The sequence below is a fragment of the Flavobacterium sp. genome (assembly GCF_039930565.1).
In the GTDB taxonomy this organism is placed as follows: domain Bacteria; phylum Bacteroidota; class Bacteroidia; order Flavobacteriales; family Flavobacteriaceae; genus Flavobacterium.
Genome location: NZ_JBDTTP010000035.1, coordinates 1 through 25,176, shown reverse-complemented (window position 1 = coordinate 25,176; position 25,176 = coordinate 1). Strand labels below are relative to the sequence as shown.

The 25,176-nt window shown below is 33.9% G+C and carries 25 protein-coding genes and 1 pseudogene; 10 read left to right on the top strand and 16 right to left on the bottom strand.

Annotated features, from left to right (window positions below):
- Genes ABI657_RS10440 through ABI657_RS10415 form a run of 6 tightly spaced genes read left to right on the top strand, consistent with a single transcriptional unit; the run spans nucleotide 1 to nucleotide 7,062 of the window.
- The gene (locus tag ABI657_RS10440; protein ID WP_348097201.1) at nucleotides 1–1,632 is read left to right on the top strand and encodes a hypothetical protein; all 1,632 of its coding nucleotides are present in this window, start codon (nucleotides 1–3) and stop codon (nucleotides 1,630–1,632) included.
- Nucleotides 1,632–2,633, top strand: a complete 1,002-nt coding sequence (locus ABI657_RS10435) for a VWA domain-containing protein (RefSeq protein ID WP_348097200.1) — start codon at nucleotides 1,632–1,634, stop codon at nucleotides 2,631–2,633. The genes ABI657_RS10440 and ABI657_RS10435 overlap by 1 nt, the downstream gene beginning before the upstream one ends.
- Nucleotides 2,634–2,682: 49 nt before the next feature.
- Nucleotides 2,683–3,717 (top strand): VWA domain-containing protein, encoded by a 1,035-nt coding sequence (locus ABI657_RS10430; protein ID WP_348097199.1) that lies wholly within the window; start codon nucleotides 2,683–2,685, stop codon nucleotides 3,715–3,717.
- Nucleotides 3,718–3,757: 40 nt separating this feature from the next.
- On the top strand, nucleotides 3,758–4,531 hold the full coding sequence (locus ABI657_RS10425) for a tetratricopeptide repeat protein (RefSeq protein ID WP_348097198.1): 774 nt from the start codon (nucleotides 3,758–3,760) through the stop codon (nucleotides 4,529–4,531).
- Nucleotides 4,531–6,270: a BatD family protein gene (locus tag ABI657_RS10420; RefSeq protein ID WP_348097197.1), complete on the top strand. Its 1,740-nt coding sequence runs from the start codon at nucleotides 4,531–4,533 to the stop codon at nucleotides 6,268–6,270. The genes ABI657_RS10425 and ABI657_RS10420 overlap by 1 nt, the downstream gene beginning before the upstream one ends.
- Nucleotides 6,271–6,312: 42 nt before the next feature.
- Entirely contained in the window at nucleotides 6,313–7,062 is a 750-nt protein-coding gene (locus tag ABI657_RS10415) for a tetratricopeptide repeat protein (RefSeq protein WP_348097196.1), read from the top strand.
- A 70-nt stretch (nucleotides 7,063–7,132) separates the two neighbouring features.
- Here ABI657_RS10415 and ABI657_RS10410 read toward each other — a convergent pair whose 3' ends face one another.
- The 3 genes from ABI657_RS10410 to ABI657_RS10400 all read right to left on the bottom strand — a co-directional run bounded on the left by ABI657_RS10410 (nucleotide 7,133) and on the right by ABI657_RS10400 (nucleotide 10,250).
- The gene (locus ABI657_RS10410; protein ID WP_348097195.1) at nucleotides 7,133–8,128 is read right to left on the bottom strand and encodes an NAD(P)H-dependent glycerol-3-phosphate dehydrogenase; all 996 of its coding nucleotides are present in this window, start codon (nucleotides 8,126–8,128) and stop codon (nucleotides 7,133–7,135) included.
- 279 nt (nucleotides 8,129–8,407) lie between these two features.
- Complete coding sequence (locus ABI657_RS10405; RefSeq protein WP_348097194.1) at nucleotides 8,408–9,565, bottom strand: iron-containing alcohol dehydrogenase; 1,158 nt, start codon at nucleotides 9,563–9,565, stop codon at nucleotides 8,408–8,410.
- Between the two features lie 4 nt (nucleotides 9,566–9,569).
- Complete coding sequence (locus ABI657_RS10400) at nucleotides 9,570–10,250, bottom strand: type 1 glutamine amidotransferase domain-containing protein (protein WP_348097193.1); 681 nt, start codon at nucleotides 10,248–10,250, stop codon at nucleotides 9,570–9,572.
- Nucleotides 10,251–10,418: 168 nt separating this feature from the next.
- Here ABI657_RS10400 and ABI657_RS10395 point away from each other — a divergent pair, with 168 nt between their 5' ends.
- From ABI657_RS10395 to ABI657_RS10385, 3 genes are all read left to right on the top strand, one after another.
- The gene (locus ABI657_RS10395; RefSeq protein WP_348097192.1) at nucleotides 10,419–11,318 is read left to right on the top strand and encodes a LysR family transcriptional regulator; all 900 of its coding nucleotides are present in this window, start codon (nucleotides 10,419–10,421) and stop codon (nucleotides 11,316–11,318) included.
- Between the two features lie 108 nt (nucleotides 11,319–11,426).
- On the top strand, nucleotides 11,427–11,570 hold the full coding sequence (locus ABI657_RS10390; RefSeq protein ID WP_348097191.1) for a hypothetical protein: 144 nt from the start codon (nucleotides 11,427–11,429) through the stop codon (nucleotides 11,568–11,570).
- Between the two features lie 194 nt (nucleotides 11,571–11,764).
- Nucleotides 11,765–11,893 (top strand): hypothetical protein, encoded by a 129-nt coding sequence (locus ABI657_RS10385; RefSeq protein WP_348097190.1) that lies wholly within the window; start codon nucleotides 11,765–11,767, stop codon nucleotides 11,891–11,893.
- A 59-nt stretch (nucleotides 11,894–11,952) separates the two neighbouring features.
- On the opposite strand, the gene nadD is transcribed toward ABI657_RS10385, so the two are convergent.
- From nadD to ABI657_RS10355, 6 genes and pseudogenes are all read right to left on the bottom strand, one after another.
- Nucleotides 11,953–12,534 (bottom strand): nicotinate (nicotinamide) nucleotide adenylyltransferase, encoded by a 582-nt coding sequence (gene nadD / locus ABI657_RS10380; protein ID WP_348097189.1) that lies wholly within the window; start codon nucleotides 12,532–12,534, stop codon nucleotides 11,953–11,955.
- Between the two features lie 32 nt (nucleotides 12,535–12,566).
- Nucleotides 12,567–12,856 (bottom strand): annotated as a pseudogene (locus ABI657_RS10375) (four helix bundle protein).
- 115 nt (nucleotides 12,857–12,971) lie between these two features.
- Nucleotides 12,972–13,544 carry a guanylate kinase gene (gene gmk / locus ABI657_RS10370; protein ID WP_348097188.1) on the bottom strand — a complete coding sequence of 191 codons (573 nt, stop codon included), beginning with the start codon at nucleotides 13,542–13,544 and terminating at the stop codon, nucleotides 12,972–12,974.
- Between the two features lie 24 nt (nucleotides 13,545–13,568).
- The gene (locus tag ABI657_RS10365) at nucleotides 13,569–14,033 is read right to left on the bottom strand and encodes a hypothetical protein (protein ID WP_348097187.1); all 465 of its coding nucleotides are present in this window, start codon (nucleotides 14,031–14,033) and stop codon (nucleotides 13,569–13,571) included.
- A gap of 28 nt (nucleotides 14,034–14,061) precedes the next feature.
- Nucleotides 14,062–14,922, bottom strand: coding sequence for a YicC/YloC family endoribonuclease (locus tag ABI657_RS10360; RefSeq protein ID WP_348097186.1), 861 nt, complete (start codon nucleotides 14,920–14,922; stop codon nucleotides 14,062–14,064).
- A gap of 196 nt (nucleotides 14,923–15,118) precedes the next feature.
- Nucleotides 15,119–15,475, bottom strand: coding sequence for an ArsC/Spx/MgsR family protein (locus tag ABI657_RS10355; protein WP_348097185.1), 357 nt, complete (start codon nucleotides 15,473–15,475; stop codon nucleotides 15,119–15,121).
- A gap of 74 nt (nucleotides 15,476–15,549) precedes the next feature.
- Here ABI657_RS10355 and ABI657_RS10350 point away from each other — a divergent pair, with 74 nt between their 5' ends.
- Nucleotides 15,550–16,005: a DinB family protein gene (locus ABI657_RS10350; protein WP_348097184.1), complete on the top strand. Its 456-nt coding sequence runs from the start codon at nucleotides 15,550–15,552 to the stop codon at nucleotides 16,003–16,005.
- A gap of 17 nt (nucleotides 16,006–16,022) precedes the next feature.
- Here the strand turns inward: ABI657_RS10350 and ABI657_RS10345 are convergent, their stop codons facing one another.
- The 7 genes from ABI657_RS10345 to ABI657_RS10315 form a co-directional block, all read right to left on the bottom strand.
- Nucleotides 16,023–16,520 (bottom strand): septal ring lytic transglycosylase RlpA family protein, encoded by a 498-nt coding sequence (locus ABI657_RS10345; protein ID WP_348097183.1) that lies wholly within the window; start codon nucleotides 16,518–16,520, stop codon nucleotides 16,023–16,025.
- An 88-nt stretch (nucleotides 16,521–16,608) separates the two neighbouring features.
- Nucleotides 16,609–17,031, bottom strand: coding sequence for a hypothetical protein (locus ABI657_RS10340; protein ID WP_348097182.1), 423 nt, complete (start codon nucleotides 17,029–17,031; stop codon nucleotides 16,609–16,611).
- A 101-nt stretch (nucleotides 17,032–17,132) separates the two neighbouring features.
- Entirely contained in the window at nucleotides 17,133–20,423 is a 3,291-nt protein-coding gene (locus ABI657_RS10335; protein WP_348097181.1) for a TonB-dependent receptor, read from the bottom strand.
- Nucleotides 20,424–20,733: 310 nt separating this feature from the next.
- The gene (gene pgi, locus ABI657_RS10330) at nucleotides 20,734–22,377 is read right to left on the bottom strand and encodes a glucose-6-phosphate isomerase (RefSeq protein WP_348097180.1); all 1,644 of its coding nucleotides are present in this window, start codon (nucleotides 22,375–22,377) and stop codon (nucleotides 20,734–20,736) included.
- Between the two features lie 140 nt (nucleotides 22,378–22,517).
- The gene (locus ABI657_RS10325) at nucleotides 22,518–23,138 is read right to left on the bottom strand and encodes a hypothetical protein (protein ID WP_348097179.1); all 621 of its coding nucleotides are present in this window, start codon (nucleotides 23,136–23,138) and stop codon (nucleotides 22,518–22,520) included.
- 46 nt (nucleotides 23,139–23,184) lie between these two features.
- Complete coding sequence (locus ABI657_RS10320) at nucleotides 23,185–24,405, bottom strand: peptidoglycan DD-metalloendopeptidase family protein (protein WP_348097178.1); 1,221 nt, start codon at nucleotides 24,403–24,405, stop codon at nucleotides 23,185–23,187.
- 22 nt (nucleotides 24,406–24,427) lie between these two features.
- On the bottom strand, nucleotides 24,428–25,176 hold a 749-nt coding region (locus ABI657_RS10315), incomplete at its 5' end, for a tryptophan 2,3-dioxygenase family protein (RefSeq protein ID WP_348097177.1).

The window sequence follows — 25,176 nt, the reverse complement described above, 5'->3', positions numbered from 1 at the left end:
ATGAAATTAAAATTTTACATATTTTTATTTTTACTGTCTTCAGTTGTTTTTGCACAACAAAAACAAGTGGAAACCAGCATTGATACAACAAAAAATAAAATTGGTGCCGAGTTTAAGTTAACACTTAAAACCGTTGTCAGTTCTAAATCGAAAGTTGTTTTTCCTAAACTAAAAAACATTGGTGCTTTAGAAGTTATAGAGTCTTATCCGGTTGACACGGTTAAGAAAAATGACACCTATGAACTGATCAAAAAATATGGCCTGACTCAATTTGATTCGGGTAAATATACAATTCCGAGTATTCCAATTTTAATTGATAAAAAACAATTTTTAAGTGATTCTATAAAAGTTGAAGTTGCCAGTGTAAAAGTCGACACATTACAACAAAAAATGTATGACATTAAAGACATTACTGCAGCAGACAGCGATAACACCTTGTGGATTTATCTTTTAATATTCATTGTTATTCTTGGAATAGGTGGTTTTGTATATTGGTTTATCAAGAAACATCAAAAGAAGAAAATTGAAGAGGAAGTTTACAAAACCCCTATTGAAAAAGCAACAAATTTATTAAATAACCTGGAGAAAAAAGAACTTTGGCAAAAAGGTGAAATCAAGGAATATTATAGTGAACTGACCGATATTGCCCGAAATTATATTGAAGAAGCAATTCAGATTCCGGCAATGGAAAGCACTACTTCTGAATTGATTCAGGGACTTAAAACAGCTTCTGCCAAAAAGAAAATGAGTTTAACTCCTGAAACTGTCGAAAATCTGGAACGCGTTTTAAGACAGGCGGATTTAGTGAAATTTGCAAAATCGAAGCCATTAGAATTTGAAATCACAGAAGACAGAAATAAAATTCAGAAAGCAATATTAACCCTTGACAATGCTATCCCAACCGAAGTTCCAGTTGAAGAAGATGAAATTTTAAACGAAGCCCAAAGGCAAAAACAGATTAAGCTTCAATTAAAGAAACAAAGAAGCAGACGAATTACTATCGCTGTAAGTTCAGTATTTGTTTTATTGTTCTTAACAACTGCTTTTTTTGTAGCTACCAAAGGTTTCACCTATGTAAAAGATACGGTTTTGAGGGATTCTTCAAAAAGGTTGCTTGAAGGAGAATGGGTAAAAAGTGAATACGGAGATCCGAGTATTATTATTGAAACACCCAATGTTTTAAGAAGAACGGACATTACAAAATTGATGCCTAAAAATGGTTTTGCATTTATTAAGGATATGAATGTTTTTGTAATGGGTAATTTAAACGATGAATTCAGTATTTCACTAAGCACGTTAAAAGCAAAACAAGAATTGAAAGGTGATAATTTCGACGGATCAGACAAGCTTGCACTGCAATTATTAGAAGGTTTAAACTTTGAAAACATACTTATTAAACAAGAAGATTTTGAAACGACCGAAAATATAAAAGGCGCAAAATTATCTGGCAGTATGTCTAAAACAGATCCTTTGACAAAAACGGCAAATAGATTTTATTATGAACTTCTATTTTTTCAACAAGGAAATGGGGTACAACAAATTCTGATTTTACATAGAGAGGGGGATCGTTATGCTCAACAAATTTCAGAAAGAATTATGAACTCCGTCCAATTTAAAAAAGCAAGCAACTAATGGAAAAATTAACTTTTTTAAATCCGGAATTTTTTTGGTTGTTTTTACTGATTCCAATTACAATCGCCTGGTTTTTCTGGAAACGAAACCAACAATCGGCTTCTCTGAAAATAAGCTCAACATTGGGGTTTAAAAATTCCGAATCCCTATTAACAAAATTAAAACCTTGTTTATATATTTTCAGGATTATTGCCTTATGCTCTTTAATTATTGCATTGGCCAGACCCAGAACTGTTGACATCAGCAACCAGACAAAAACAACAAAAGGAATAGATATTGTAATGGCAATGGACGTTTCCGGAAGTATGTTAGCAAGAGATTTAAAACCTAACCGTATGGATGCCTTAAAAAGAGTAGCTGCAGATTTTGTAAGCGAAAGACCTAATGACAGAATCGGATTGGTTTTATATGCTTCTGAAGCCTACACCAAAACACCTGTAACTAGTGATAAAGCTATCATTTTAGAAGCCATAAAAGGAATAAAGTATGACAATGTCCTGAAAGACGGTACCGGAATCGGAATGGGATTAGCAACAGCTGTAAATAGATTAAAAGACAGCAAAGCAAAAAGCAGGGTTATTATTTTACTTACCGATGGTGTAAACAATGCCGGATTCATTGAACCTGAAACAGCAGCCGATATCGCAAAACAATATGGCATAAAAGTATATACAGTAGGAATTGGAACCAACGGAATGGCAGAATTTCCATATGCCTATGCGCCTAACGGAGGTTTCCTTTTCAAAATGCAAAAGGTCGAAATTGATGAGCAGCTGATGAAAAGTATTGCCCGTAAAACCGATGGAACCTATTTCAGAGCAACCAGTAATGATAAATTAGCAGAGATCTATAATTCAATTAATAAATTAGAAACCACAGAAATTCAGGAATTAAAATTCTATGATTACGACGAAAAATATAGGTTTTTTGTAGTACTGGCGGGACTTTTATTATTGTTGGAAATAGGATTACGAAACACGGTTTACAGAAGCTTCATTTAATTTTAGTGGTAAAAATCTAAAATCTAAATTCAGAAATCTAAAATTTAAAATGGAATTAGACGAAAAAAAATATTTATATCTATTGCTGCTCATCCCAATCTTGGTTTGTGTTTTTCTTTTCAATTTGTATTGGAAGAGAAAAAAACAACGCGAATTTGGGGATTTGCAAATGGTAAAAAGACTGAGCCCGGAAAGTTCTGTTTTTAAACCGGTTTTAAAATTAGTGGTATTTCTTTTGGCACTAGCGTGTTTAATTATAGGATTGGTAAATCCTAAAATAGGAACAAAAATGGAAACCGTGAAACGCGAAGGAATCGACATTGTTTTTGCTGTTGACGTTTCTAAAAGTATGCTGGCAGAAGATATTGCCCCAAGTCGTCTGGAAAAAAGCAAACAATTGGTTTCTCAAATCATCAATCAATTGGGAAGTGACAGAATTGGTATTGTAGCCTACGCAGGAAGTGCTTTTCCGGTTTTGCCTATTACTACGGATTACAGTGTAGCGAAGATGTTTCTGCAAAGCATGAATCCTGATATGGTATCCTCACAGGGAACCTCGCTTGACGAAGCTATCCGATTATCTGCAAAATATTTTGATGAGAAAAGCAAAACCAGTAAATTATTGATTTTGATTTCTGATGGGGAAGATCATTCTGAGGGGGCATCTGTTGCTGCTGAAGAAGCGAACAAAATTGGAATGAAAATCATCACAATTGGTATCGGAACCGAAAAAGGAGGAACGATTCCGCTTAAGGAAAATGGAGTTGTCAAAAGCTATCAAAAAGATAATGAGGGACAAACAGTCATAACAAAACTAAACCAGGACGGATTAAGAGCCATTGCAAAAGCAACAAAAGGAGGTTATGTGTATGGAGGCAATACGAAAGAAGTTCTGGAATACGTTAAAAATGCCCTGAACAACATACAAAAAACAGAATTTGAAGCGACACAAATGGCTGAATTTCAATCCCAATTTCAATGGTTTCTTGGCTTTGCCTTTTTCCTGTTGTTTTTGGATATCTTCCTTTTGGAGCGAAAAACGAACTGGATCAAAGAGTTGAATTTATTTAACGAAAAGAAATAATTGTTTCCTGTAAAACTGAAACAATAAAACAAAAAACAGAATGAAAAATTTACTTCTTTATATTTTACTAACGGCTTCTTTGGCGATTTCGGCACAAGAAAAGGATAAAATATTGCCTGCGGCCAATGAAGAGTATAAACAGAATAAATTTGTTGATGCCGAAGCAAACTACAGAATTTCACAATCAAAGTTTCCTAATCGTGCCACTGCATCTTACAATTTAGGAAATACAATCTACAAACAAAAGCAGGCTGGTGAGGCAAAACTGGCATTTGCGAAAGCCATAAAAAACGCCAAAACCAAACCGGAAAAACACAAAGCATTTCACAATATTGGGAATGTATTTATGCTGGAGAAAGATTATACCCAGGCTGTAGAGGCTTATAAAAATGCTTTACGTAATAATCCAGATGACGATGAAACACGTTATAATTATGCTTTGGCCAAACAAAAATTAAAAGAAAATCCTCCCAAAAACGATAAAAAAGACAACAAGGATAAAGATAAAAAGAACGACAAAAAAGACGATCAGAAAAAAGACGGCGACAATAAAGACAAAAAGGACGGAAAAGACGATCAGAAGAAAGACGACAAAGGAGATAAAGACAAGGATAAACAAGATGGTAAAAACGATCCAAAAAAAGAGGACAAATCGGACAATAACAGTGAACCAAAGCCAATGCCGGGAGGAATCTCTAAAGATCGTGTTCAGAATCTGTTGGACGCCATAAATAACGAAGAGAAGAAAATTCAGGATAAGGTTAATGCTCAAAAAGTAAAAGGAGCACCTAAAAAAACAGAAAAAGACTGGTAATGAAAAGATATTTAATTCTGTTACTATTAAGTTTTCAAGGGCTTATGGCTCAGGTTCAGTTTGAAGCCAGAGTAAGCAAAAATACGCTGGGACTAAACGAAAGGTTTCGTATTGATTTTATGATGAATGTTGACGGCGATAATTTTGTTCAGCCCACTTTTGAGGGCTTTAGAATTGTAGGCGGACCAAGTCAGCAAGTGAGCCAATCCTGGGTAAACGGAAGAAGTTCCTTCCAAAAAATATACTCTTACATTTTACAGCCTGTTCAAAAAGGAAGTTTTATTATAAAGCAAGCTGCCATTGAATATAATGGTCAGGTTTATAAGACTTCGCCAATAAAAATTGTGGTGACAAATGCCGTTGCCCAGGAAAGAGATCCCAACGACAGACCACCAGGCAATAGTAATGAAACACTTACCCTTGTTGCTGAAATTTCAAAGACAAATCCATACTTAAATCAGCCAATCACGGTAGTTTATAAGTTATACTTCAACAATATTGGCGTAACAGGCTTTAAAGAACTGGAGAAACCGAAATACAATGATTTTTGGAATCAAAGTATTGATATCAAGCAATTAGCGATTGAAGAAGGAACTTTTAAAGGTGAAAGATGTTATTTTGTTGTCCTTAAAAAAACCATTTTATATCCACAAAAATCAGGCAAGCTTACCATAGAACCGCTTTCTTTGGACATTGGTGTTCAGCTGCCTACCAACCGACGTGATATGTTTGGTCAGATGATATTGACCGAAACAAATAAAATAGTGTCTGCCGGAGCCAAAACAATTTATGTAAAAGCACTTCCGGAAGCCAGCAAACCACTAGGATTTGGTGGTGCCGTGGGTAAATTTGATTTTACAGTTACGCCTTCAAAAACAACTTTAAAAAATGGAGAAGGTCTTGATTTAATCGTGAGTGCTTCCGGAACCGGGAACATGAAATTATTTACGTTGCCAAAACCTGTTGTGCCTAATGCACTGGAAATGTATGACCCTGTTCATGATGAAAAAGTGACTACTTCGCTTGCGGGAATGTCGGGTAAAATCTCGGATAAGTATACTATTATACCGCAATACAAAGGAAAATATGTTATAAAACCAATGGATTTTTCGTATTTCGATCTTAATTCAGGCAGTTACAAAACCATAACTTCAAAGGAAATTATGATTGATGTTTTGGATGGACCATCACCGGAAGCAACCACATCCAATACAAAAAATGTTATCGCAAAAACGGAACAATTCAAATACATCAAATTAAAAACAACTTTAGCTCCAACTGCTAAAAATGATTTTTATGGTTCAGATTTGTTCTATGGATTATTACTGCTTCCTTTTGTGATTTTACCAATAATTGTAATTGCTAAGAAGAAAAAAGAAGCGATTGACCGTGATGTAACAGGAAACAGAATTAGAAGAAACAATAAGCTGGCTAAAAAATATTTATCCGAAGCCAAAAAACAGCTTAACAACAAAGAGCCATTTTATATTGCACTGGAAAAAGCAATGCACAATTTCCTGAAAGCAAAACTGCATATTGAAACTTCAGAAATGAGTAAGGACAATATTCGTGAATTGTTGTTATCCAGAAATGCTAATCCGGAATCGGTTCAGAATTTTATTAGTTTAACTGAAAACTGTGAATTTGCCCGTTATGCCCCGGCATCAATCGCATCAATACAACAGGATTATGACAAAGCTGTTTTAATCATTTCAGAATTAGAAAAACAAATTGTTTAATATAGAATTTGCTGGAAAGCATATGAGTTTACAACAAATAAAATGAAAAATATAGTCGTTTATTTCTTTCTATTGCTCTCACAGGTTTTCGTTGCTCAAAACAGCTTCGAAAAAGGTAATACTTTATATAAAAACGGACAATATCAGGAAGCGATTCAAAGTTATGAAAGTGTAATCAAAGAGGACAAGCAACAATCTGCTGAGTTATATTTCAATTTAGGAAACTGTTATTACAAACTCAACAAGGTTGCACCATCTATTTATAATTATGAAAAAGCGTTGGTTTTGAAACCTAACGATCCGGAAACACTCAACAATTTAAAATTTGCCAAAAAACTGACCATTGATGAAATCAAGGAAGTACCAAAAGTAGGTTTTGCCAAATTACTACAGAATTTCACTTCTGTATATCATTATAATACGTGGGCGATGATTTCAGTCGGAATTGCTTTTGCTTTCTTATTAAGTTTTATCGGTTACTATTTCTCCCGGCTTACACTTTCAAAAAGAATCTATTTTATTGTAATGTTTATTTTTCTTTTTGCGTTGCTAATAACTGTTTCGGCAGGAATTTCAGAAAAAGATCAATTTGATAATGACAGACCTGCAATTGTTTTTGCAGAAATGACTGAAGTACGCAGCGAACCGAAAAAAGCTGGATCTTCTATACTTAACCTCCATGAAGGTGCAAAAGTATATGTTATTCAATCAATGGGTAGCTGGAGAAAAATTGAATTGACTGACGGCACTGACGGATGGATTGATACTTTGGCAATTAAAGAAGTCAAATAAAAACTTTTAAAACATAAAAAAGGCGCTTTCTAAATTATAGAAGCGCCTTTTTGATATTATTGAATTCAAATTAATCTAATGATTCCGTTAGTTTTTTAAATACCGATTTGGCATCTTTTCCTTCATACAAAATACTATAAACAGCATCGATAATTGGGGTTTTGGCGCCATAAGCCTGATTTAGTTTATACGCACTCTTAACTGCATAATATCCTTCGGCAACCATACTCATTTCCATCATGGCACTTTTTACTGTGTATCCTTTTCCAATCATATTGCCAAACATTCTGTTTCTTGAGAATACAGAATATCCGGTAACCAGTAAATCACCTAAATAAGCTGAGTCATTGATGTTCCGTTTCATTTTGTGTACTTTTTTAATGAACTTCCTCATCTCCCGGATACTGTTACTCATCATCACCGACTGGAAATTATCCCCATAACCTAAACCGTGGGCAATTCCTGCAGCAATGGCATAGATGTTTTTTAGCATTGCGGCATATTCGGTACCGATAATATCATCTGAGATTTTTGCTTTTATATAATTTCCTGAAAGATTTTTGGCAACAATCGAAGCTTTTTCAGGATCTCCGCAGGCAATAGTCAAATAGGAAAGTCTTTCCAATGCTACTTCTTCGGCATGGCAAGGCCCTGTTATTACTCCAATATTATAATATGGAATGTCATACTGAATATGAAAATGCTCTCCAACAATTAAACTGGTTTCCGGAACAATTCCTTTAATGGCCGAAAATATAATTTTATCCTCCAGGGAAACGGTCAGTTTTTTTAATTCATCATTCAGGAATGCAGACGGAATGGCAAAAATTAAATAATCTGCATACTCGATTGCTTCATTTATATCACTCGTTAATTTAAGTTTATTGGTATCAAACTCTACTGAACTTAAATAATTTGGGTTGTGTTTGTATTTTTGAATATGCTCGATTGCAGATTCGTTACGCATGTACCACGAAATTTCAGAAAGGTTCACGCATAGCATTTTTGCTATTGCCGTTGCCCAGCTTCCTCCACCAATTACTGAAAATTTTAGATTTTCGCTCATTATTTTATTAATTTAAAACAAAAGTACTTAATAATGCAGTAATAACACAAAATCTGATTTAAGAAATTTGAGATTGACTTTTTAAATCATTTTTCAATAAAATGAAATTAATTTTTAACGCTGTGCAATAAAAACAGAATCGCTACGTTATAAGTATTTATAAATTAGTATTTTAATGAGTTTAGTAAGACTTGAATTAGTTAGTTTTGTTTTAGTATTTTAAAAAGGCGTTGCTAAATAGATTTAGAACGCCTTTTTTATTTGATAATACCTGAAGGTTTAATAACTCATTTCAACAATTGATTTGACTTTTTCCAGAGTTACCAGTTGATTTTCTCCTAATCCCTTCCACCCTCTTTCATCAAAACGGCTTACAATAAAATCTGCAGTATTATTATATTCTTCTGTGTATTGAGAAAGTTTGGTATCCATTCCCATCGTATGGAAAAACGCTACCGTTTTATTGATAGCTTCTTTAGCCACTTCATCATCAGAACCAGTTAAACTGAAGATTCTTCTTCCATATTGTGCCAACTTTCCTTTCTTGGTTTCAAACATCACATTGTATAAACTTGGGCCTATAATCGCCAATGTCCGTGCATGATCAATTCCGTATAAAGCAGTCAATTCATGACCAATCATATGTGTTGCCCAGTCTGACGGAACTCCTTTTTGAATTAAACCATTTAAAGCCATTGTACAACTCCACATAAAATTCGAAGCCAAAGCATAATCCGTTGGATTTTCTACTACTTTTGGACCCACTTCAATTAAAGTCTGTAAAATACCCTCAGCAATTCGGTCTTGTAAAATACCCTCATGCGGATACGTCAGGTATTGCTCCATTACATGTGTATAAGCATCTACAACTCCATTTTCCAACTGTCTTTTGGGTAAAGAAGCAATTACGGTTGGGTCGCATATTGAAAATTTAGGAAATAAAGCGCTTCCGCCAAAAGCCAGTTTCTCCTGAGTTGCCTGAATTGTCACTACAGAACCGGAATTCATTTCGCTTCCAGTAGCCGGAAGAGTCAAAACAGTTCCAAATGGTACTGCATTTTCTTTAATCAAAAGTCGCTTCTGCAAAATATCAATCGGATTACCATCAAAATGAACGGCTGCCGAAATAAATTTAACTCCATCAATAACAGATCCGCCACCAACAGCCAGAATAAAATCGCTTTTTTCGGCTTTCATTACTTCGACCGCTTTCATTAAAGTTTCAAAATGCGGGTTGGGTTCGATTCCGCCAAACTCTACAATTTCAAAACCTTTTAAATTAGCAATTACCTGATCGTAAATTCCGTTTTTAAAGATACTTCCACCTCCATAAGCCAAAAGAATTTTAGCATTTTTTGGAACTAAAGTCGAAAGTTTTCCAATTTGTCCTTTCCCGAAAATTAAATTTGTTGGATTGTATAATTCAAAGTTTAGCATGTGCTTATTTTTTTAATTGTGCCATTAATTTTTCAGCTACCAGTTTTGATGAAGCCGGGTTTTGACCTGTAATCAATAAACCGTCTTCTACTGCATAAGGTGCCCAATCAGCTCCTTTTGAATATTCGCCACCATTAACTTTCAAGACATCTTCTAATAAAAACGGAACCACTTTTGTCAATCCAACCCCTTCTTCTTCGGCATTTGAAAATCCGGTAACTTTTTTGTCTTTTACCAAATAAGAACCATCAATTTTTACACTTTTTAATGCTGCCGGTGCATGACAAACAAAACTTACTGGTTTTTTATGATTGTAAAATGATTCAATCAAAGCAATAGAGTTTTGATCTACAGCCAAATCCCACATTGGCCCGTGACCACCTGGATAAAACACTGCATCAAAATCTTTCTGATCCACTTCTGTAATTTTATGGGTATGTTTTAATTTTTCCTGTAAAGCTACATCGGCATCAAAACGTTTAGTATCTTCTGTAGCAGCACCCGGATCATTACTTTTTGGGTCAATTGGCGGCTGACCACCTAAAGGGCTTGCAATTTCTACAGCATATCCCTGATCTGTTAATGTATAATAAGGAGCAGCAAATTCTTCTGTCCAAAATCCTGTTTTTTCTCCTGTATCTCCTAATTTGTCGTGGCTCGTAAGCACAAATAATACCTTTTTCATCTGTTTTATATTTAATTTTTGAGCAGTAGCCGAAATGCCAGCAGCAGTAAATCCGATTATTGCGAATAAGGCTATCGTCTTCCTATTAATAATTTTATACAAATTTAACGCTTATATGATATTTGTAAAAATAAAATAAACTATGTTTGTTATAAATAAAACTATATCATGGTAAATTTAGAATGGTACAGAACGTTTAAAGCGGTCTATAAAAATGGGAATTTTTCTATCGCTGCAAAAGAGTTATTTATGAGTCAGCCTGCTGTAAGTCAGCAGATCTCTATGCTGGAAGCTCATGTTGGAAATAAATTATTTATTCGGAAATCAAAAGGCGTAGAGCCTACAGAATACGCTAAGTTACTGAATAACTTGATTATAGACGCTCTTGATCGTCTTGAAAATGTAGAAACAACTTTTAGGGCTAAAGCAGAAGATGCTACCCGATTAATTTCTGTCGGGATTTCTAAACATCTTTTCAGTAGTGTTGGCAACAGTTTAATTGCCAAATTTGATTTAATTGATTTTACATTTGCCGATGATGACACGCTTTTTTCATTAGTCGATTCTAAAAAACTGGATTTTGCCATTGTTTCCAAAAAATATGACACGTTTGATACCATTCAGGAAACAGTAGCGAAAATTAAATTGGTAATGGTTGGACCAACAAATTTGGATATCACTCAATTTCGTCAGAACCTGAAATCGGACAACTTTACTGAAGCGGAACAATGGCTGAACGAGCAAAAGTGGTATTCGCATGATGCAAGAATTCCGCATATAAAACTATTCTGGCTTCATGCTTTCAATAAAAAAAGACCTTCCATGGTTCCTAATTATATCATTCCTTCAGAATATGAAATGCTGGAATTACTTTCTAAAAATTCCGGTGTGGCCGTAACGTGGAATTGCAATGCGAGAAAATTTATTCAGCAAAACAAACTACAATTGGTATGGAATAGTTTTCACGTTCCTGAAGTATATGTTTATTTACTGGCCGCTAAAAATAATAACTTAAAGACGTTTTTTGATACCATTGCAAACGAAGTAAGAATTGCCTTGTCTACCTAAAAAACAAAAGACTTGTTTAAAATCATCAAAAATGACGACTATTGCTATTCCATTACTCAGTAAATTTGTCGTATGGTTCATTCTCAAACGTTAAATCAAACAAAAAAGATGGCAGAAAATCACTATCCAAAAGCATTGGTTGATTATGAAGATTTTAAAAATCTTGTATCCAAATTAGAAAAACAAAGAGAAGAGCGTTTAGTAAGCCTAGATGCTTTCCTGAAAATGGCGAAAGAAGAAAAGGTGTTTTAGACACGCGCTCTTATACATTTGGATTTCACCGACTTTACGCAGAACAATCTTTTACAATTAATTCCGGATACCAATACCAAAATATTGATTTACTGCAATAATAATTTTAATGGTGACCCAATCGACTTTGCTTCTAAAATGGCCAAACCAAAAAACAATATTGAAACACAGATATTATCAATAGAAAACCAATCATGCTGGCACTGAATATTACAACACACATTAACCTGTATGGTTACGGGTATAAAAACATCTATGAATTGGATGAACTAGTAAATGTAAATGATTCCGGAATTACGTTTGAAGGAACAGAAGTCAAATAATTATGTGGCTCTAAAAATCAAAAGCCTGAATTAAAAATTCGGGCTTTTTTGTACTAGTATTACTTCTTATAAAAATTATTGTGATCGATATATTCCCAGACTTTTGAAGGCAAAAGCGGCTGGATATTTTTTCCTTTTTTGATATTGTTCCGGATAAAAGTCGAGGAGATTTCCACAACCGGAGCATCAATAATATGAACTTTTGGATGCGATTTTAATTCTGTATTTTCCGGTTCATCTGAAATGCGCGGGTAAACATAAATATCATGATTATTTAAAAGCACCTCGTAGTTTTTCCATTTATGAAGAGTTTTCAAATTATCCTCGCCCATAATCAATGAAAATTCAAAGTTGGGATATTTATCATGTAAATGCGCTAATGTATTTACTGTATAATTAGGCTGTAGCAGCTTAAACTCAATATCTGAAGGTTTTATTTTTGGGAAATCCTCCGTTGCCAGATACACCATTTGCAAACGATGGTGATCATCAAGCAAAGTAGCTTTCTTTTTTAGCGGATTATGAGGTGTAACCACCATCCAAACCTGATCTAAATCGGCAAATTCAGCCATGTGATTGGCGATAATTAAATGACCGATATGAATGGGATTGTATGTTCCGAAGTAAAGGCCTATCTTCATTGTCTTAGTAACTAGTAATTAGTAAAAAGTGATTAGTTCCTTAGTGTTTTTGAAAACCTATTGATCATTTTAGATTCTTCTTCAATTTGGCTTAAAATTTCTTTATATAGATTTTGATTTGTAATAAAACCAAGCTCGTTAGTAATTAGTAACTGTGTTTCCATTTCGAACAAAGAACCTCTGGAAATATCCAAAAAATGACTAAACGTTTATCCGTATTTCTACCATAACCCTCAGCTATATTTGATGGTATTGAAACAGAAGCTCTTTTCAACTGACTGGTTAAAGCATATAATTCATCTTGAGGAAATGATTTTACCAATTGATAAACTAAATAGACAATTTTAATTCCTTTTGCCAAATTAATAAATCTTTATACGATTTTATTTCACCCATTTTTTTAACTAATTACTAGTTACTTTTTTCTAATCACTAATTTATTTAGAAACAAAATTCTTCACCAGCTGATGTGCTTCTTCCAAGGCTAAAGGCAAATCATAATTTTTAATGATCACATCAAATTGAGGTGCTGTTGCCAATTCTACAGATGCTTTTGCAATTCGCATGTTTATCTTATCGTCACTTTCGGTAGAGCGCTCTTTTAACCTGCGTTTCAATTCATCCACGCTTGGCGGTTTTACAAAAACTGCTAATGTCTGTTGAGGAAATTTGTGTTTGATACGCAACCCACCGGCAACATCAATATCAAAAATGACGTTTTTCCCCAAAGCCCAGATTCTCTCGATTTCCGATTTTAAAGTCCCGTAAAAGTTATCACGGTATACTTCTTCCCATTCCAGAAAATCTTCTGCTTTAATGTGTTTTTTGAATTCTTCAATGGAAATGAAATAATAATCTTTTCCATGTTTTTCTTCTCCACGAGCTTCACGTGAAGCTGCAGATATTGAAAACTCTAAATTTAAATCTTCCTGTTTAAGTAAATGTCTTACTATAGTTGTTTTTCCCGATCCTGAAGGTGCCGAAAAAACAATCAATTTTCCTTTGCTCATTTTATGCTGAATTATTTCATTACTTTAATTGTAAGTTATTTCAAAAATCTCAATGAAATTCTCCTCAAGTTCACTCTTTTTTTGATATATCGCGATATATCTCAAAAGAAATATTAATATTATTAAGATGTTTATAAGAACTATTGGATCTGCTCCCCGTAATATATAATTAAGATTTATAGATACTACTAAAATGGTAATCGTATGTATCCAAAAAAAACTGTAATAATTAGTTTTCATTTTATATTTTACCTCCGTTTCCCCATTTTTGTTCTCTTTATATGTCCCTGCAATCACAAAAGGTATTCTATAAAAGGAATTATTGGATAATTCGAAATCTTCATCATCAAATGCGCCAACAAAAGAATGCTTAGTTTGATTAAAAAACAAACTTAAAAATTGAAGTGGACCAATATAAAAAGGATAACCATTTCTGGTTCTATACTGAAGTCTCTTATTAAATAAATCTGTATTTAATTTTGAAGTCATAAACTAATAAAATAATTGTTGCTTTTTTCTACAATACATTCAAAACCTGTTCCTTAATCTTCTCCAGTTCATCCTTCATCATCACCACCAATTTCTGCATTTGAGCATGATTAGATTTTGAACCCATTGTATTGATTTCACGACCCATTTCCTGAGTTATAAAACCTAATTTTCTACCATTGGCTTCGGTTCCTTTTATGGTTTCGAGAAAGTAATCCAAATGATTCGTTAAACGCACTTTCTCCTCTGTGATATCAAGTTTTTCCAAATAATAAATTAATTCCTGCTCGAAACGGTTTTCATCAACATTCACCTGCAATTCTGAAATGGCAGTTTGTAAACGATCTTTTATAGCCTGAACTCTTTCCGGATCTAGTGCCAAAGCATCTTCCATATACTGACGGATATTTCCAATTCGGAGATTGAATTCCTTTTCAAGCGATTCGCCTTCGTCTTTTCTGAAACTTAAAATATTTTGTAATGCTTCTTCAATAATCACCTGAATCTGATCCCAGTCGTCTTCATCTATTTCCTCACGTTCTGTTTTTAGAACGTCCGGCATGCGAACAGCCATTTTCATCAGTTCCGTTTCATCTGCAGCCGGGTATACCTCTCTTAATTGGGCAATATAATTTTTTACAACCGGAACATTTACTTTTGTTGAAGTTTGCTCAGAAGTGCTTTCAATGTAAATGGCAAAATCTACTTTGCCTCTTTCCAGTTTCGTCGAAATCAAAGTACGCAGTCCTAATTCCATTTCGCGGTAAAGTGATGGCATTCTTACGTTCAGATCCAAACCTTTGCTATTTAAGGATTTTACTTCTACCGTAATTTTTTTTGTTGGCAATTGCAAAGAAGCTTTACCAAAACCAGTCATCGATTGTATCATATATTGAGTATAAGGCGCAAATATACTAAAAAACTTAACAGTGAAGATTTCTAGTTGTACAACACCTGTGTTTTAAAATTATTTGGGCGTTGCCTAAAGGCCGGGCTATCCGTTCTAATCTTTTTAGAGCAAAAAGCTCAAAAAAGGATTTCCACTTTTATCCCTAACGCAAATCCGAATCCTAAGAAATTGTAGGTTACTTTTCTCCCAATGCTTTCATAACCTGCAGCGTATTGGGCTGGCTGTTGCCGATGTAAATTTTGCCATCGATAATAAAAACGGGGCGGCTTAAAAAGGTATAATGCTCCAGAATATATTTTTTAAAATCAGCTTCTGTCAGGTCTTTATTTTTTAAATCCATCGACTTGTACAATTGTGCTTTTTTGCTGAATAAAGCTTCGTAACTTCCTGAAAGAGCATACATTTCTTCGAGTTCTGCTTCTGTAATTGGATTTTGCTTAATGTCATGAAAAACCAAATTATTATCTTTTGGTAAGCTCTTGATAATTTTTCGGCAGGTGTCGCAGGAGGCTAAGTAATATATTTTGTTCATAATTTTAATTTATTTGAATACAAAGAAAATTCATTGAAACTTAAAATTGTCTAATTTTATAAAAAAATAAATATATGAATTCAGTTTTCGATGTACACAAAACGAGTAGAGAAATTCTTTTGAAAGTTTTAGACAATCATTCATTAGAACAATTAAACAAAATCCCGGAAGGATTTAGCAATAATCTGATTTGGAATATAGCGCATTGTATCTCTGCACAACAGAGTTTAGTTTATAAATTATCGGGAGTTCCGTCAAAGGTTTCTGAAGAATTTATTGCTAAATACAGAAAAGGAACAAAACCTGAAGGTAATGTTTCACAAGCTGAAGCAGATGAAATCAGAACATTGCTTTTAGCAACATTCCACCAGGCAGAAAAAGATTATTCGGATAAAATATTCTTAAATTATACGGAGTATATAACAAGCATGGGATTTACACTTCGAAACGTAGAAGAAGCATTATCTTTTAATAATTACCATGAAGGAATTCACACTGGAATCATAATGAGTATCCGGAAATTCGTTTAAAATTTTAAATTCTTATGCTACTTTTGAATGGTTTCAATGGTAACGGTCATGGCACCGAATTTTTTGCTTTTGGTAATATCCATAAATGCCCTTTTAGACAGATCAATTTCCCTGGTTTTAACGAACGGTCCTCTGTCTGTAATTTCAACAATTACAAATTTTCCATTGGCTTCGTTTGTGACTTTTACTTTGGTTCCAAAAGGCAGCTTTTTATGGGCAGCCGTGTACCTATTATTATTAAAACGTCCGCCGCTTGCGGTTTTTCTTCCATTAAAACGATCATGGTAGTAGGAAGCATGAGCGGATTTTTTATATACTTTCAATTTTAAACCATCTAAACTGAAAACAGAATCATTCTCAGTACGTGTGATTACTTTTAATTTATCTGTTCTTAAAGTTAAGGTATCCTGAATTGTTTTATTTTCAGCAGGCTTACTCTGACTCATCATGTAGGTAAAGCAACTTAATAAAGTTACAGAAAGAATAGAGAGTATAATGTGTTTTTTATTCCTCATAATTTATTTTTTTTCAGACTTGGGGTCAGTTTGTACAAATAATATGCCGAGATAAAAAAAGCCCCGCAACAGGGCTTATTTTGGTTTTTTAGAACCATAAGTTCCACGGAATCCTGCTTAAAATAAGCACTAAACCTAAACTGTAAAAAATAGCAAAGGTTTTAAATTTTGCTTCGCTATTGATTAGTTTTTTATGTTTTGACCAGCCAATCGTAATTAGAACAATAGCAATTAGATTAACTAACGGATGTTCTAATGAAGTTAGTCTAAGCGCAGCATTAGACATTTGTCCTAAAGACGCTTTTCCTAACGGAGAGACAAAATATAGGATCAGACCGATTAATAATTGCGTATGAGTCCCGATTAAGGCGAACAAAGCAATTTTGCGATCTTTAGATGTAAACTCTTTTTTTGAAGTAAAGCCCAGAATAGCATTAACAACTGCAAGTAATAAAAGTAATAATGCTAAATAAGCCCAGCCAGAGTGGAGTTTTTGTAGAATGTTGTACATAATTTGGGTTTTTTTATTTTCAAATATAATAAAAAAAGGCATAAAAAAAACGGCATAGAGTGTAAAGTCTATGCCGTTTTTTTATTTATTTTGGTTCTTATTTAGTTGAAAGAATATCTTGCTCCAACTTGCATTTGCCATCTTGCTGATTGCAAACCTGAATCATCAATTTGGTTAACAGAGTTAGCTACATTTGGATTAAAGTTAAATGTAGGAGTAGTTCCATTAGCTAAGAAACCAACTTGTTGAAGTAATAATACTTGATCGTTTGTAGCAAAGTATCTTCTTCCCCAGTTTTTGTTTAACATGTTTGTGAAGTTGAAAACATCAGCAGTAAACTCTAATTTGTGGCTTTTTTTACCGACGTTTAGTTTAAATTCCTGAGCTAATTTCAAGTCAATAACGTGGCTCCAGTCTAAACGGTCACCGTTACGTTCTGCATATTTACCTCTTCTGCTGTTTAAATACTTGTTACTAGAGATATAAGAATCTAATGCTTCCCATTGTTGATCAGCAGTCAAAGGATTAGCTGTATTTGGCACTAAAACAACCTCGCTTTTACTTGCAGGAATGTAAGCTAAAGCAGAGTTTTGGTTAGTATCTCTCATTATTCGTCCTTGATCATTATAAACGTAACTAATTGGCGTTCCTTGCGCACCTTCGTAAAACAAACCAATTGTTGTTTTAATATTGTTATTCCACTTAAATTTGATAGATGAGTTAGCCATAACTCTTGATCCTTGTTCAAAATCTGATCTAGATACACCAGAAATTGCATTTGAACCCTTTACAGTTTCCATAAATTGCCATTGAGAGACGTTTTGAGAACTTGTAGCATCCATCCAAACATTAGACTCTCCATAAGCATAAGTTGCAGAGATGTTTGCATCAATAAAATCAGATTGGAAGTATTTCGTTAATGTCAGGTTGGTGTTCCAGGCACTTCCTGCTTTTTTGTTAGAACCTAAATAGATTCCTGTATATGTTTTGTCAACCAGTACGTTGTTGTATATTGGTCTAACATCAGCGCCAGTTGTATAAGATTGTGGACCGGCAAGGTTTAAGTTTTGGTATTGAATTGAATTCAAGTTTTCATTAAAAATCGCTTCTGCAGATAAAACTAATCCACCTGGCAGTTTGCGGTCAAAAGCAATACTTGTTTTTAATACTTGAGGCAATTTGAAATTCTCAGCAAATAGGTCAATATTTCCACCAACTTTTCCACTTCCTGGTTCTGCTGCTAATGCTACTCCATTTGAATATAGTTGACTACTAACAGCTGTATTAGGATTAAAAAGAGGTTTAACAGCTGTAGCACCTGCAGTTTGTGTGTCATACACGTTTTGCCCCATACCATAGTTATTATATGCTCCACCCGGCCATACTAAAGGCACTCTTGATGTAAATACACCAATACCACCACGTACTTGAGTTTCTTTGTCTCCGTTTACGTCATAGTTAAATCCAATTCTAGGAGAGAAATGTACTGTGTTTTTAATTGGCTGACCAACTTTTGCACCTTTAAGATCTTTTCCTGCAGCTTGCAATAATGGAATAGTTCTGTCATTGAAATCTTTGTTTTCAATTCCATCTTCCCAAACCGGCATGTCAGCACGTAAACCTACAGAAACTCTAAAGTTATCAGAAACTCTAATGTTATCCTGAGCGTATAATCCATATTGATTCATGTTGAACTCAGCAGCTCCTTGAGAATCATCTCCTGAACCTCCAATTAAAGAATATCCTAAACGGTATCTTGCTGGTGCAACATTGTCTAAGAAGTTTTGTAAGCTATTGTAGTTGTATGCACCGAAATTTCTTTGAATGAATACGTTTTTGGCATACGTTAACTCATTATGAGTACCAAGTACGATATTGTGTTTACCAAGGTTAATTTCGAAATTATCCGTAATTGTTAAAGTTCTTTGCTTTAATAAGTTTGCTGTTGAACTTGCTTCTGATCCAAAGTATATTGTTCCTCCACCATCTCTAATTTCAACTGTAGGAAATGGATCTCCTGATGCATCTCTGTCATCATTTACAGTTGTAAAACCTACCACGAGGTTATTTGAGAATGTGTTGTTGAATCTTGTGTTTAACTCTAATGTGCTAGAATTAGTTGTTGAAACGAATTCTTGCGCACCATTAACAAAGTTAAGAGAAGTTGCTGTTGAACGGAATGGTGAGAAATTTGTTGCTTTAACATAACTGTTTTTAACAGAAAGTTTGTTGTTGTCGTTAATATTCCAGTCAACTTTTGCAATTAACTTATTACTTACCAATGTGCTTGTATTATTGTTGTAAACACCAGGATTGTATCCGTAAGCTGTTTGCAAATAATTTTTCAAAGCGTCAACTCTTGTTTGAGCAAGAGTACCGCTATATGGTGCTGTACCAGCTACACCTATTGCACCAGTATAATTATTGATGTCAAAAGGAGCAGGTATTTCATTATCCTGTTTTTCGTAGTTAATAAAGTAGAATAATTTGTCTTTTGTGATTGCTCCTGCAGCTCTTACACCGTAAGTTTGTGCAGTAAAATCAGATAATTTTTTTCTTTCATTAGTACTATAAGATCTTTGTGGAGTTTTACCAGCCAACGATTCGTCTCTGTACAAATAATAAGCAGATCCATCAAAATTATTTGTTCCAGACCGTGTAATTGCACTAATTGCCCCTCCGGCGAATCCTGACAATTTAACATCATAAGGAGAAACACTCACTTGAAATTGCTCAATTGCATCTAATGAAATTGGACTAACTCCTGTTTGTCCCCCATTTGTACCATTTGAAGCTAATCCAAAAACGTCATTATTTACAGCTCCATCAATATAAATAGCATTGAATCGGTTGTTTTGACCTCCAATAGAAATTACATCATCTCCACGCAATTGTGCCTGAGGCGTAAGCCTGGCAAAGTCAGCAATATTTCTAGATAAAGATGGTAATTCATTTATTTTATCATGATCGATAACAGTCTGAGCTCCAGTTCTTTTAGAATTAAAAGTAGGATCCTTTCTACCCACTACAACAACTTCAGCTAGTTGATTAGTTTCGTCTTTTAAGACAATTTTCATGCTTTTAGAATCTCCCAATTGTAGGTAAACTCCGGTCTCCGTATACGTTGTAAAACCTACAAAGGTAACCTCAATTTTGTATGGACCTCCAACACGCATGTTTGAAATTCTAAAATGCCCATCAAAATCTGTTGTTGTTGAGTAACGGCTTCCGGATGGTTCATGAACTGCTAGAATTGTAGCTCCCGGAAGTGATCCATTTTTTGGATCATTTACAACACCATTGATAGAAGAGGTTGTGTTACCTTGCGCATAAATATCTCCTGCATAGATAAATGCTAAAAGCATTAAGAGAAACTTTGACAATTTTTTCATCTGTGTTTTGTTATTTGTTTTTGGCAAAATTATAACAAATTAATCAGATAATGTTATCGAAATGTTAAGAAAAACAAGTTTTACGCATTGTGTTGAACATTAAAATGATTTTATCGATATATGATGAATAAAATATAAATTTTTAAATTTTACATTGCTGATTCTGTTAAAATCATAATAATTAAGTGATATTAAGTATTCAAACGTCTATTAATGATAATATTCTGTAAGAATTATTAAAATTTTATAACAAAAAACACCTTAATTAAAAAATTAAGGCGTTTCAAAATTTAAAGTTAATTTAATGCAATTACTTATTTTCCAAAAAATAATTTAATAAGAAACTGGTCGAACTGTCATGCTCTTTTACTGTTTTAGTTTTTATCTCTTCTAATATCGAATTAGCTAATTGTTTTCCTAATTCCACACCCCACTGATCAAAGCTAAAAATATTCCAAATTACACCTTGCACAAAAATCTTATGTTCATATAAAGCAATCAAAGAACCTAAACTTTTAGGGGTTAATTTTTCAATCAGGATGGTATTAGTAGGTTTGTTTCCTGTAAAAACCTTAAACGGCAACAAATAAGATGCTTTTTCTGCAGACAGTCCCTGTTTGTCAAATTCAGCCTGAACTTGTGCTGCTGTCTTTCCATTCATTAAAGCCTCTGTCTGAGCAAAAAAGTTCGACATCAATTTATCGTGATGATCTTCATTTCCGTATAATGGCTTTACAAATCCAATAAAATCGGTCGGAATTAATTTTGTACCCTGGTGTATTAATTGAAAAAAGGCGTGTTGTGAATTTGTTCCCGGCTCTCCCCAAATAATGGTTCCGGTTTGGTAGTTAACTGGTTTTCCGTCACGGCCTACACTTTTTCCGTTGCTTTCCATAGTTGCCTGTTGCAGGTACGGAGCCAGTTTTTGCAAATATTGTGTGTAAGGGATTAAAGCTTCACTTTCTGCACCATAAAAATTATTGTACCAAACACTTAACAAAGCTAAAACAACCGGAATGTTCTGATCAAATTCTGTCGATTTGAAATGTTCATCCATTTCGTTTGCACCTTTCAATAAATCATTATAGTTATCAAAACCAACAGCTAAAGCTATGCTTAAACCAACAGCACTCCATAATGAGAATCTTCCTCCAACCCAGTCCCACATCGGAAAAACATTGTCAGGATTAATTCCGAATTCCGTTACTTTTTGAATATTAGTTGAAACCGCCACGAAATGCTTCGCAATATCGTCCTGAGAAGCCGATTTTAAAAACCATTCTTTTATAGTTTCTGAATTGGATAAGGTTTCCTGAGTGGTAAAAGTTTTAGAAACAATTAAAAACAAAGTTGTTTCAGGATTTAATTTTTTGATTACTTCGTTAACATGATCACCATCTACATTTGAAACAAAGTGTAAATTAAGGTGATTTTTGTAAAACTGTAAAGCTTCAACAGCCATTACGGGTCCAAGATCTGAACCTCCAATGCCGATATTAACAATGTCAGTAAATGCTTTTCCGGTATATCCCTTTCTATCTCCAGAAATAACTTCGTTTGTGAATTGTTTAATTTTATTTTTTACTTCGTAAACTTCCGGAATAACGTTTTCTCCATCAACTTTTATAACTGAAGATTCAGGAGCACGCAATGCTGTGTGTAAAACTGCTCTGTTCTCTGTCTGATTGATTATTTCTCCTCCAAAATAATCCGAAATAGCATTTTTTAATCCGATAGAATTAGCCAATCCCAACAAAAGCGAAATAGTTTCCTCATTAATATTATTTTTAGAATAATCTATCAAAAAGTCATTCCATTGCAAATTGAACTTTTCGATACGTGCAGTATCCTTTTCAAATAATTCCTGTAGTGTAGTAGTGTGAATAGTATTATAGTGGTCCTGAAGATTTTTCCACGCTTTAGTCTCCGTTGGGTTTGTATTATTTAAAGCCATTTTTTTAGTTTTTTTAGAAAAACAAAAATACTGAAATTAGTAATTAATACTTCCTAACATGGCAATTAGTTACGAAAACGATTTATGAATACAAGTCACAGAATCAATCAGTCTTATTTTCTCACAGGAAGCTATAAACATTACCAAATCTTCCACCAGGGGTTTTTATTAACTTCAATAGTTTTTTTTGCAGTATTGATTTCTATTCTTTTTAAAGATTCAATTTTAATTTTTGAATCATCAAAAAACAATTCGCCATTGTCACTCATTCCAATTGGCAATTTTGTTCTTTCTTTCCAGTCTTCTGTTTGCAATTCCGGAACTAAAGCCAAATTAATTTTATCTGAAAATTTCTTTCTTGCTTTTTCTGTAATTTGTTCTTCTAAGTTGGATGTTGAATTTTTAAAGAGTGTAAGAGAATTATCCGGGATATTTAAAAGAAAAACCTGTGTTTTATTGTCAATTTTCTGAATATCCAATACTTTAAAATAAGCGATTGTATCTAATAAAAAATGACCCATTTTCGCCGATTCGGGATTGAATTTTGATAAATCTTTTGCGTTAGCACTTGCTATTAAATATCTGAAATTTTCTGAAAGCCCCCCGCCTATCGACGTCATGTCGGTAAATCCTTTTTCCTGGATTATCTGTCCGGGTTTATAATTTGCGATTAAATTATCCGGAAGATTTGTATCTCTGTAAAACAATTTTAAATCTGAAAAAGTTTCACTGTAAATTACTTTAAGCCGGGCATTTTTCATATTTTCTGTTTTAATTGAAAATTACCAATTCTCATGTTATAGTTTTTTACAGATTCCCAATACTGTCCAATTCCATTTTTAAAGGCTCCATTTCTTTCAAAAAACGTTCCCTGTCGTTTCCTGTTAAGGATTCTCCTGTTGGCAGATTGAGGCGAAGCGCATCAACCTGAACACCATTTTTCCAGAAACGATAACAAACATGAGGACCCGAAGCAAGGCCTGTACTGCCTACCAATCCAATTTTTTGTCCTTGCGTAACACGTTGCCCGCGACGAACCAAAATTCTGGACATGTGTAAATATTGTGTAGAATAAGTTCCGTTGTGTTTTACTTTTACAAAGTTTCCGTTACCGGCAGTGTAACCTGTTTGTTCGACAACTCCGGAAGCTGTTGTAGAAATTGGTGTACCGGTTGGAGCTGCATAATCAGTGCCTTTATGCGCTTTCCATCTGTGCTGTACAGGATGAAACCTGTTCATTGTAAACTTTGACGTGATTCGGCTGAACTTGATTGGAGTTTTTAAGAAAAAATTCTTTAATGTTTTTCCCTGATCGTCATAATATTCAACTTTACCTGAACTCGTTTCTTTCTGAAAAGGAAAAGCATATATAATTTTACCTTTATATTCAAAAAAAGCGGCCTGAAGTTCTTCAACACCATCATAGGTTTTACCATTTATGAAACGTTCTGTAAAAATTAAGCCGTATCGATCTCCTTTTTTAAGCTTAAAAAAATCGATAGACCATGAAAATACTTTCGTAATTCTGTTTGCAAGAGCCGCTTCTACACTATTATTCCCTAATGTTTCAGATAGTGAACTTTTTAAAACACCTCCAATCATTTTCTGTTTTAGAGTGACTGGTTTTACTTTTTTATAGGCATTGGCAATGCTGTCACGAAAATCAATTATGTAATAGGTCAAAGCATCAGGCTGATATATAAAAACCTGTATTTTATTGGTTTTATTTTTTGACCGAAGAATGGTATACGGTTTATTATAGCGAATTGTTCTTACGTTAAAAGAGTCTTTTACCTGTTCAACAATGTCATACACCTTTTTATTGCCAATGTTTTGACTTTGAATTATAGATCCAAAAGAATCGCCTTGTTTTATAGTATCCTGAACAACATTAAAATCAGCGTAATTAAATCCAAACTCTACTTTTTTAGCCTTTGGTTTGGTAATTTTGATTTCAACTTTTTCTTCAGTTTTTTTACATGAAAACATTGAAAACAACACTATTATAATTACGATTCCTTTTTTCAAACTTTAATTTTTTACCGGTAAACTAAATTGTTTTTTCGTTTCCCCAATTGGACAATTCCTCTTCGCTCCACAATTTAGGAAAAAAGATGCGTCTTTGGTATTTAGGATGCATATATTTTTGCCAGTCACTTCCTCCGGTTGCTTCACCATTGCCTTTTCCGCTTTCCAAAATATACTTTATAGCTGTATTCAAATGCTGCATTACCCAGGTAATATTAACAGTATAATCATAATGGCGCATAGCCAATATCAAATCCGGATTTTGCTGGTCTTTTTCAGGTAATTGAGTAAATTTCTGCCAGATGTTTTTTGTTTTGAATTCAGACATCTGTCGCAGGAACTGTCCTTTGTATTTCTTTTCAAATTCCTGAAGCAAATAAGACTTTTGACCCGTATGATAATCTTTTCCTGCAGCCTGCCAGTACAAATGCTCAAAACTGGTTTCTAAATGTGTGTTTTCATCAAAATTAACTTTGTATCTGTGGTCTGTCAGGTTAATAACATCTGTAGATCCAAATTCGATTAATCGGTATTGGGCGCTCTGAAAACCGCTTGCAGGAGTTAAAGTATTTCTGAATTTCATGTACTGATCCACATCCATTCCGTTTTCCATAATACTGAAAGAATTGGTCAGCATATCAAAATAACGGGTAATTCTGGAAAGTCTTTCACTAAAAAAATCCACCTGAATATTCTCTGTATCGGCAATTTGATCAATTTCCCACAAAATCATTTTAAAAATCAATTCATTTACCTGATGATACATAATAA

Coding starts and splice junctions, on each gene's coding strand:
- ABI657_RS10420 (WP_348097197.1), top strand. CDS start 4,531: ATGAAAAGATATTTAATTCTGTTACTATTAAGTTTTCAAGGGCTTATG.
- ABI657_RS10385 (WP_348097190.1), top strand. CDS start 11,765: ATGCTGGCACTGAATATTACAACACACATTAACCTGTATGGTTACGGG.
- pgi (WP_348097180.1), bottom strand. CDS start 22,377: ATGGCTTTAAATAATACAAACCCAACGGAGACTAAAGCGTGGAAAAAT.
- ABI657_RS10400 (WP_348097193.1), bottom strand. CDS start 10,250: ATGAAAAAGGTATTATTTGTGCTTACGAGCCACGACAAATTAGGAGAT.
- ABI657_RS10335 (WP_348097181.1), bottom strand. CDS start 20,423: ATGAAAAAATTGTCAAAGTTTCTCTTAATGCTTTTAGCATTTATCTAT.
- ABI657_RS10365 (WP_348097187.1), bottom strand. CDS start 14,033: ATGACTTCAAAATTAAATACAGATTTATTTAATAAGAGACTTCAGTAT.
- nadD (WP_348097189.1), bottom strand. CDS start 12,534: ATGAAGATAGGCCTTTACTTCGGAACATACAATCCCATTCATATCGGT.
- ABI657_RS10340 (WP_348097182.1), bottom strand. CDS start 17,031: ATGTACAACATTCTACAAAAACTCCACTCTGGCTGGGCTTATTTAGCA.
- ABI657_RS10410 (WP_348097195.1), bottom strand. CDS start 8,128: ATGAGCGAAAATCTAAAATTTTCAGTAATTGGTGGAGGAAGCTGGGCA.
- ABI657_RS10440 (WP_348097201.1), top strand. CDS start 1: ATGAAATTAAAATTTTACATATTTTTATTTTTACTGTCTTCAGTTGTT.
- ABI657_RS10390 (WP_348097191.1), top strand. CDS start 11,427: ATGGCAGAAAATCACTATCCAAAAGCATTGGTTGATTATGAAGATTTT.
- ABI657_RS10415 (WP_348097196.1), top strand. CDS start 6,313: ATGAAAAATATAGTCGTTTATTTCTTTCTATTGCTCTCACAGGTTTTC.
- ABI657_RS10405 (WP_348097194.1), bottom strand. CDS start 9,565: ATGCTAAACTTTGAATTATACAATCCAACAAATTTAATTTTCGGGAAA.
- ABI657_RS10360 (WP_348097186.1), bottom strand. CDS start 14,922: ATGATACAATCGATGACTGGTTTTGGTAAAGCTTCTTTGCAATTGCCA.
- gmk (WP_348097188.1), bottom strand. CDS start 13,544: ATGAGCAAAGGAAAATTGATTGTTTTTTCGGCACCTTCAGGATCGGGA.
- ABI657_RS10350 (WP_348097184.1), top strand. CDS start 15,550: ATGAATTCAGTTTTCGATGTACACAAAACGAGTAGAGAAATTCTTTTG.
- ABI657_RS10425 (WP_348097198.1), top strand. CDS start 3,758: ATGAAAAATTTACTTCTTTATATTTTACTAACGGCTTCTTTGGCGATT.
- ABI657_RS10435 (WP_348097200.1), top strand. CDS start 1,632: ATGGAAAAATTAACTTTTTTAAATCCGGAATTTTTTTGGTTGTTTTTA.
- ABI657_RS10325 (WP_348097179.1), bottom strand. CDS start 23,138: ATGAAAAATGCCCGGCTTAAAGTAATTTACAGTGAAACTTTTTCAGAT.
- ABI657_RS10345 (WP_348097183.1), bottom strand. CDS start 16,520: ATGAGGAATAAAAAACACATTATACTCTCTATTCTTTCTGTAACTTTA.
- ABI657_RS10355 (WP_348097185.1), bottom strand. CDS start 15,475: ATGAACAAAATATATTACTTAGCCTCCTGCGACACCTGCCGAAAAATT.
- ABI657_RS10395 (WP_348097192.1), top strand. CDS start 10,419: ATGGTAAATTTAGAATGGTACAGAACGTTTAAAGCGGTCTATAAAAAT.
- ABI657_RS10430 (WP_348097199.1), top strand. CDS start 2,683: ATGGAATTAGACGAAAAAAAATATTTATATCTATTGCTGCTCATCCCA.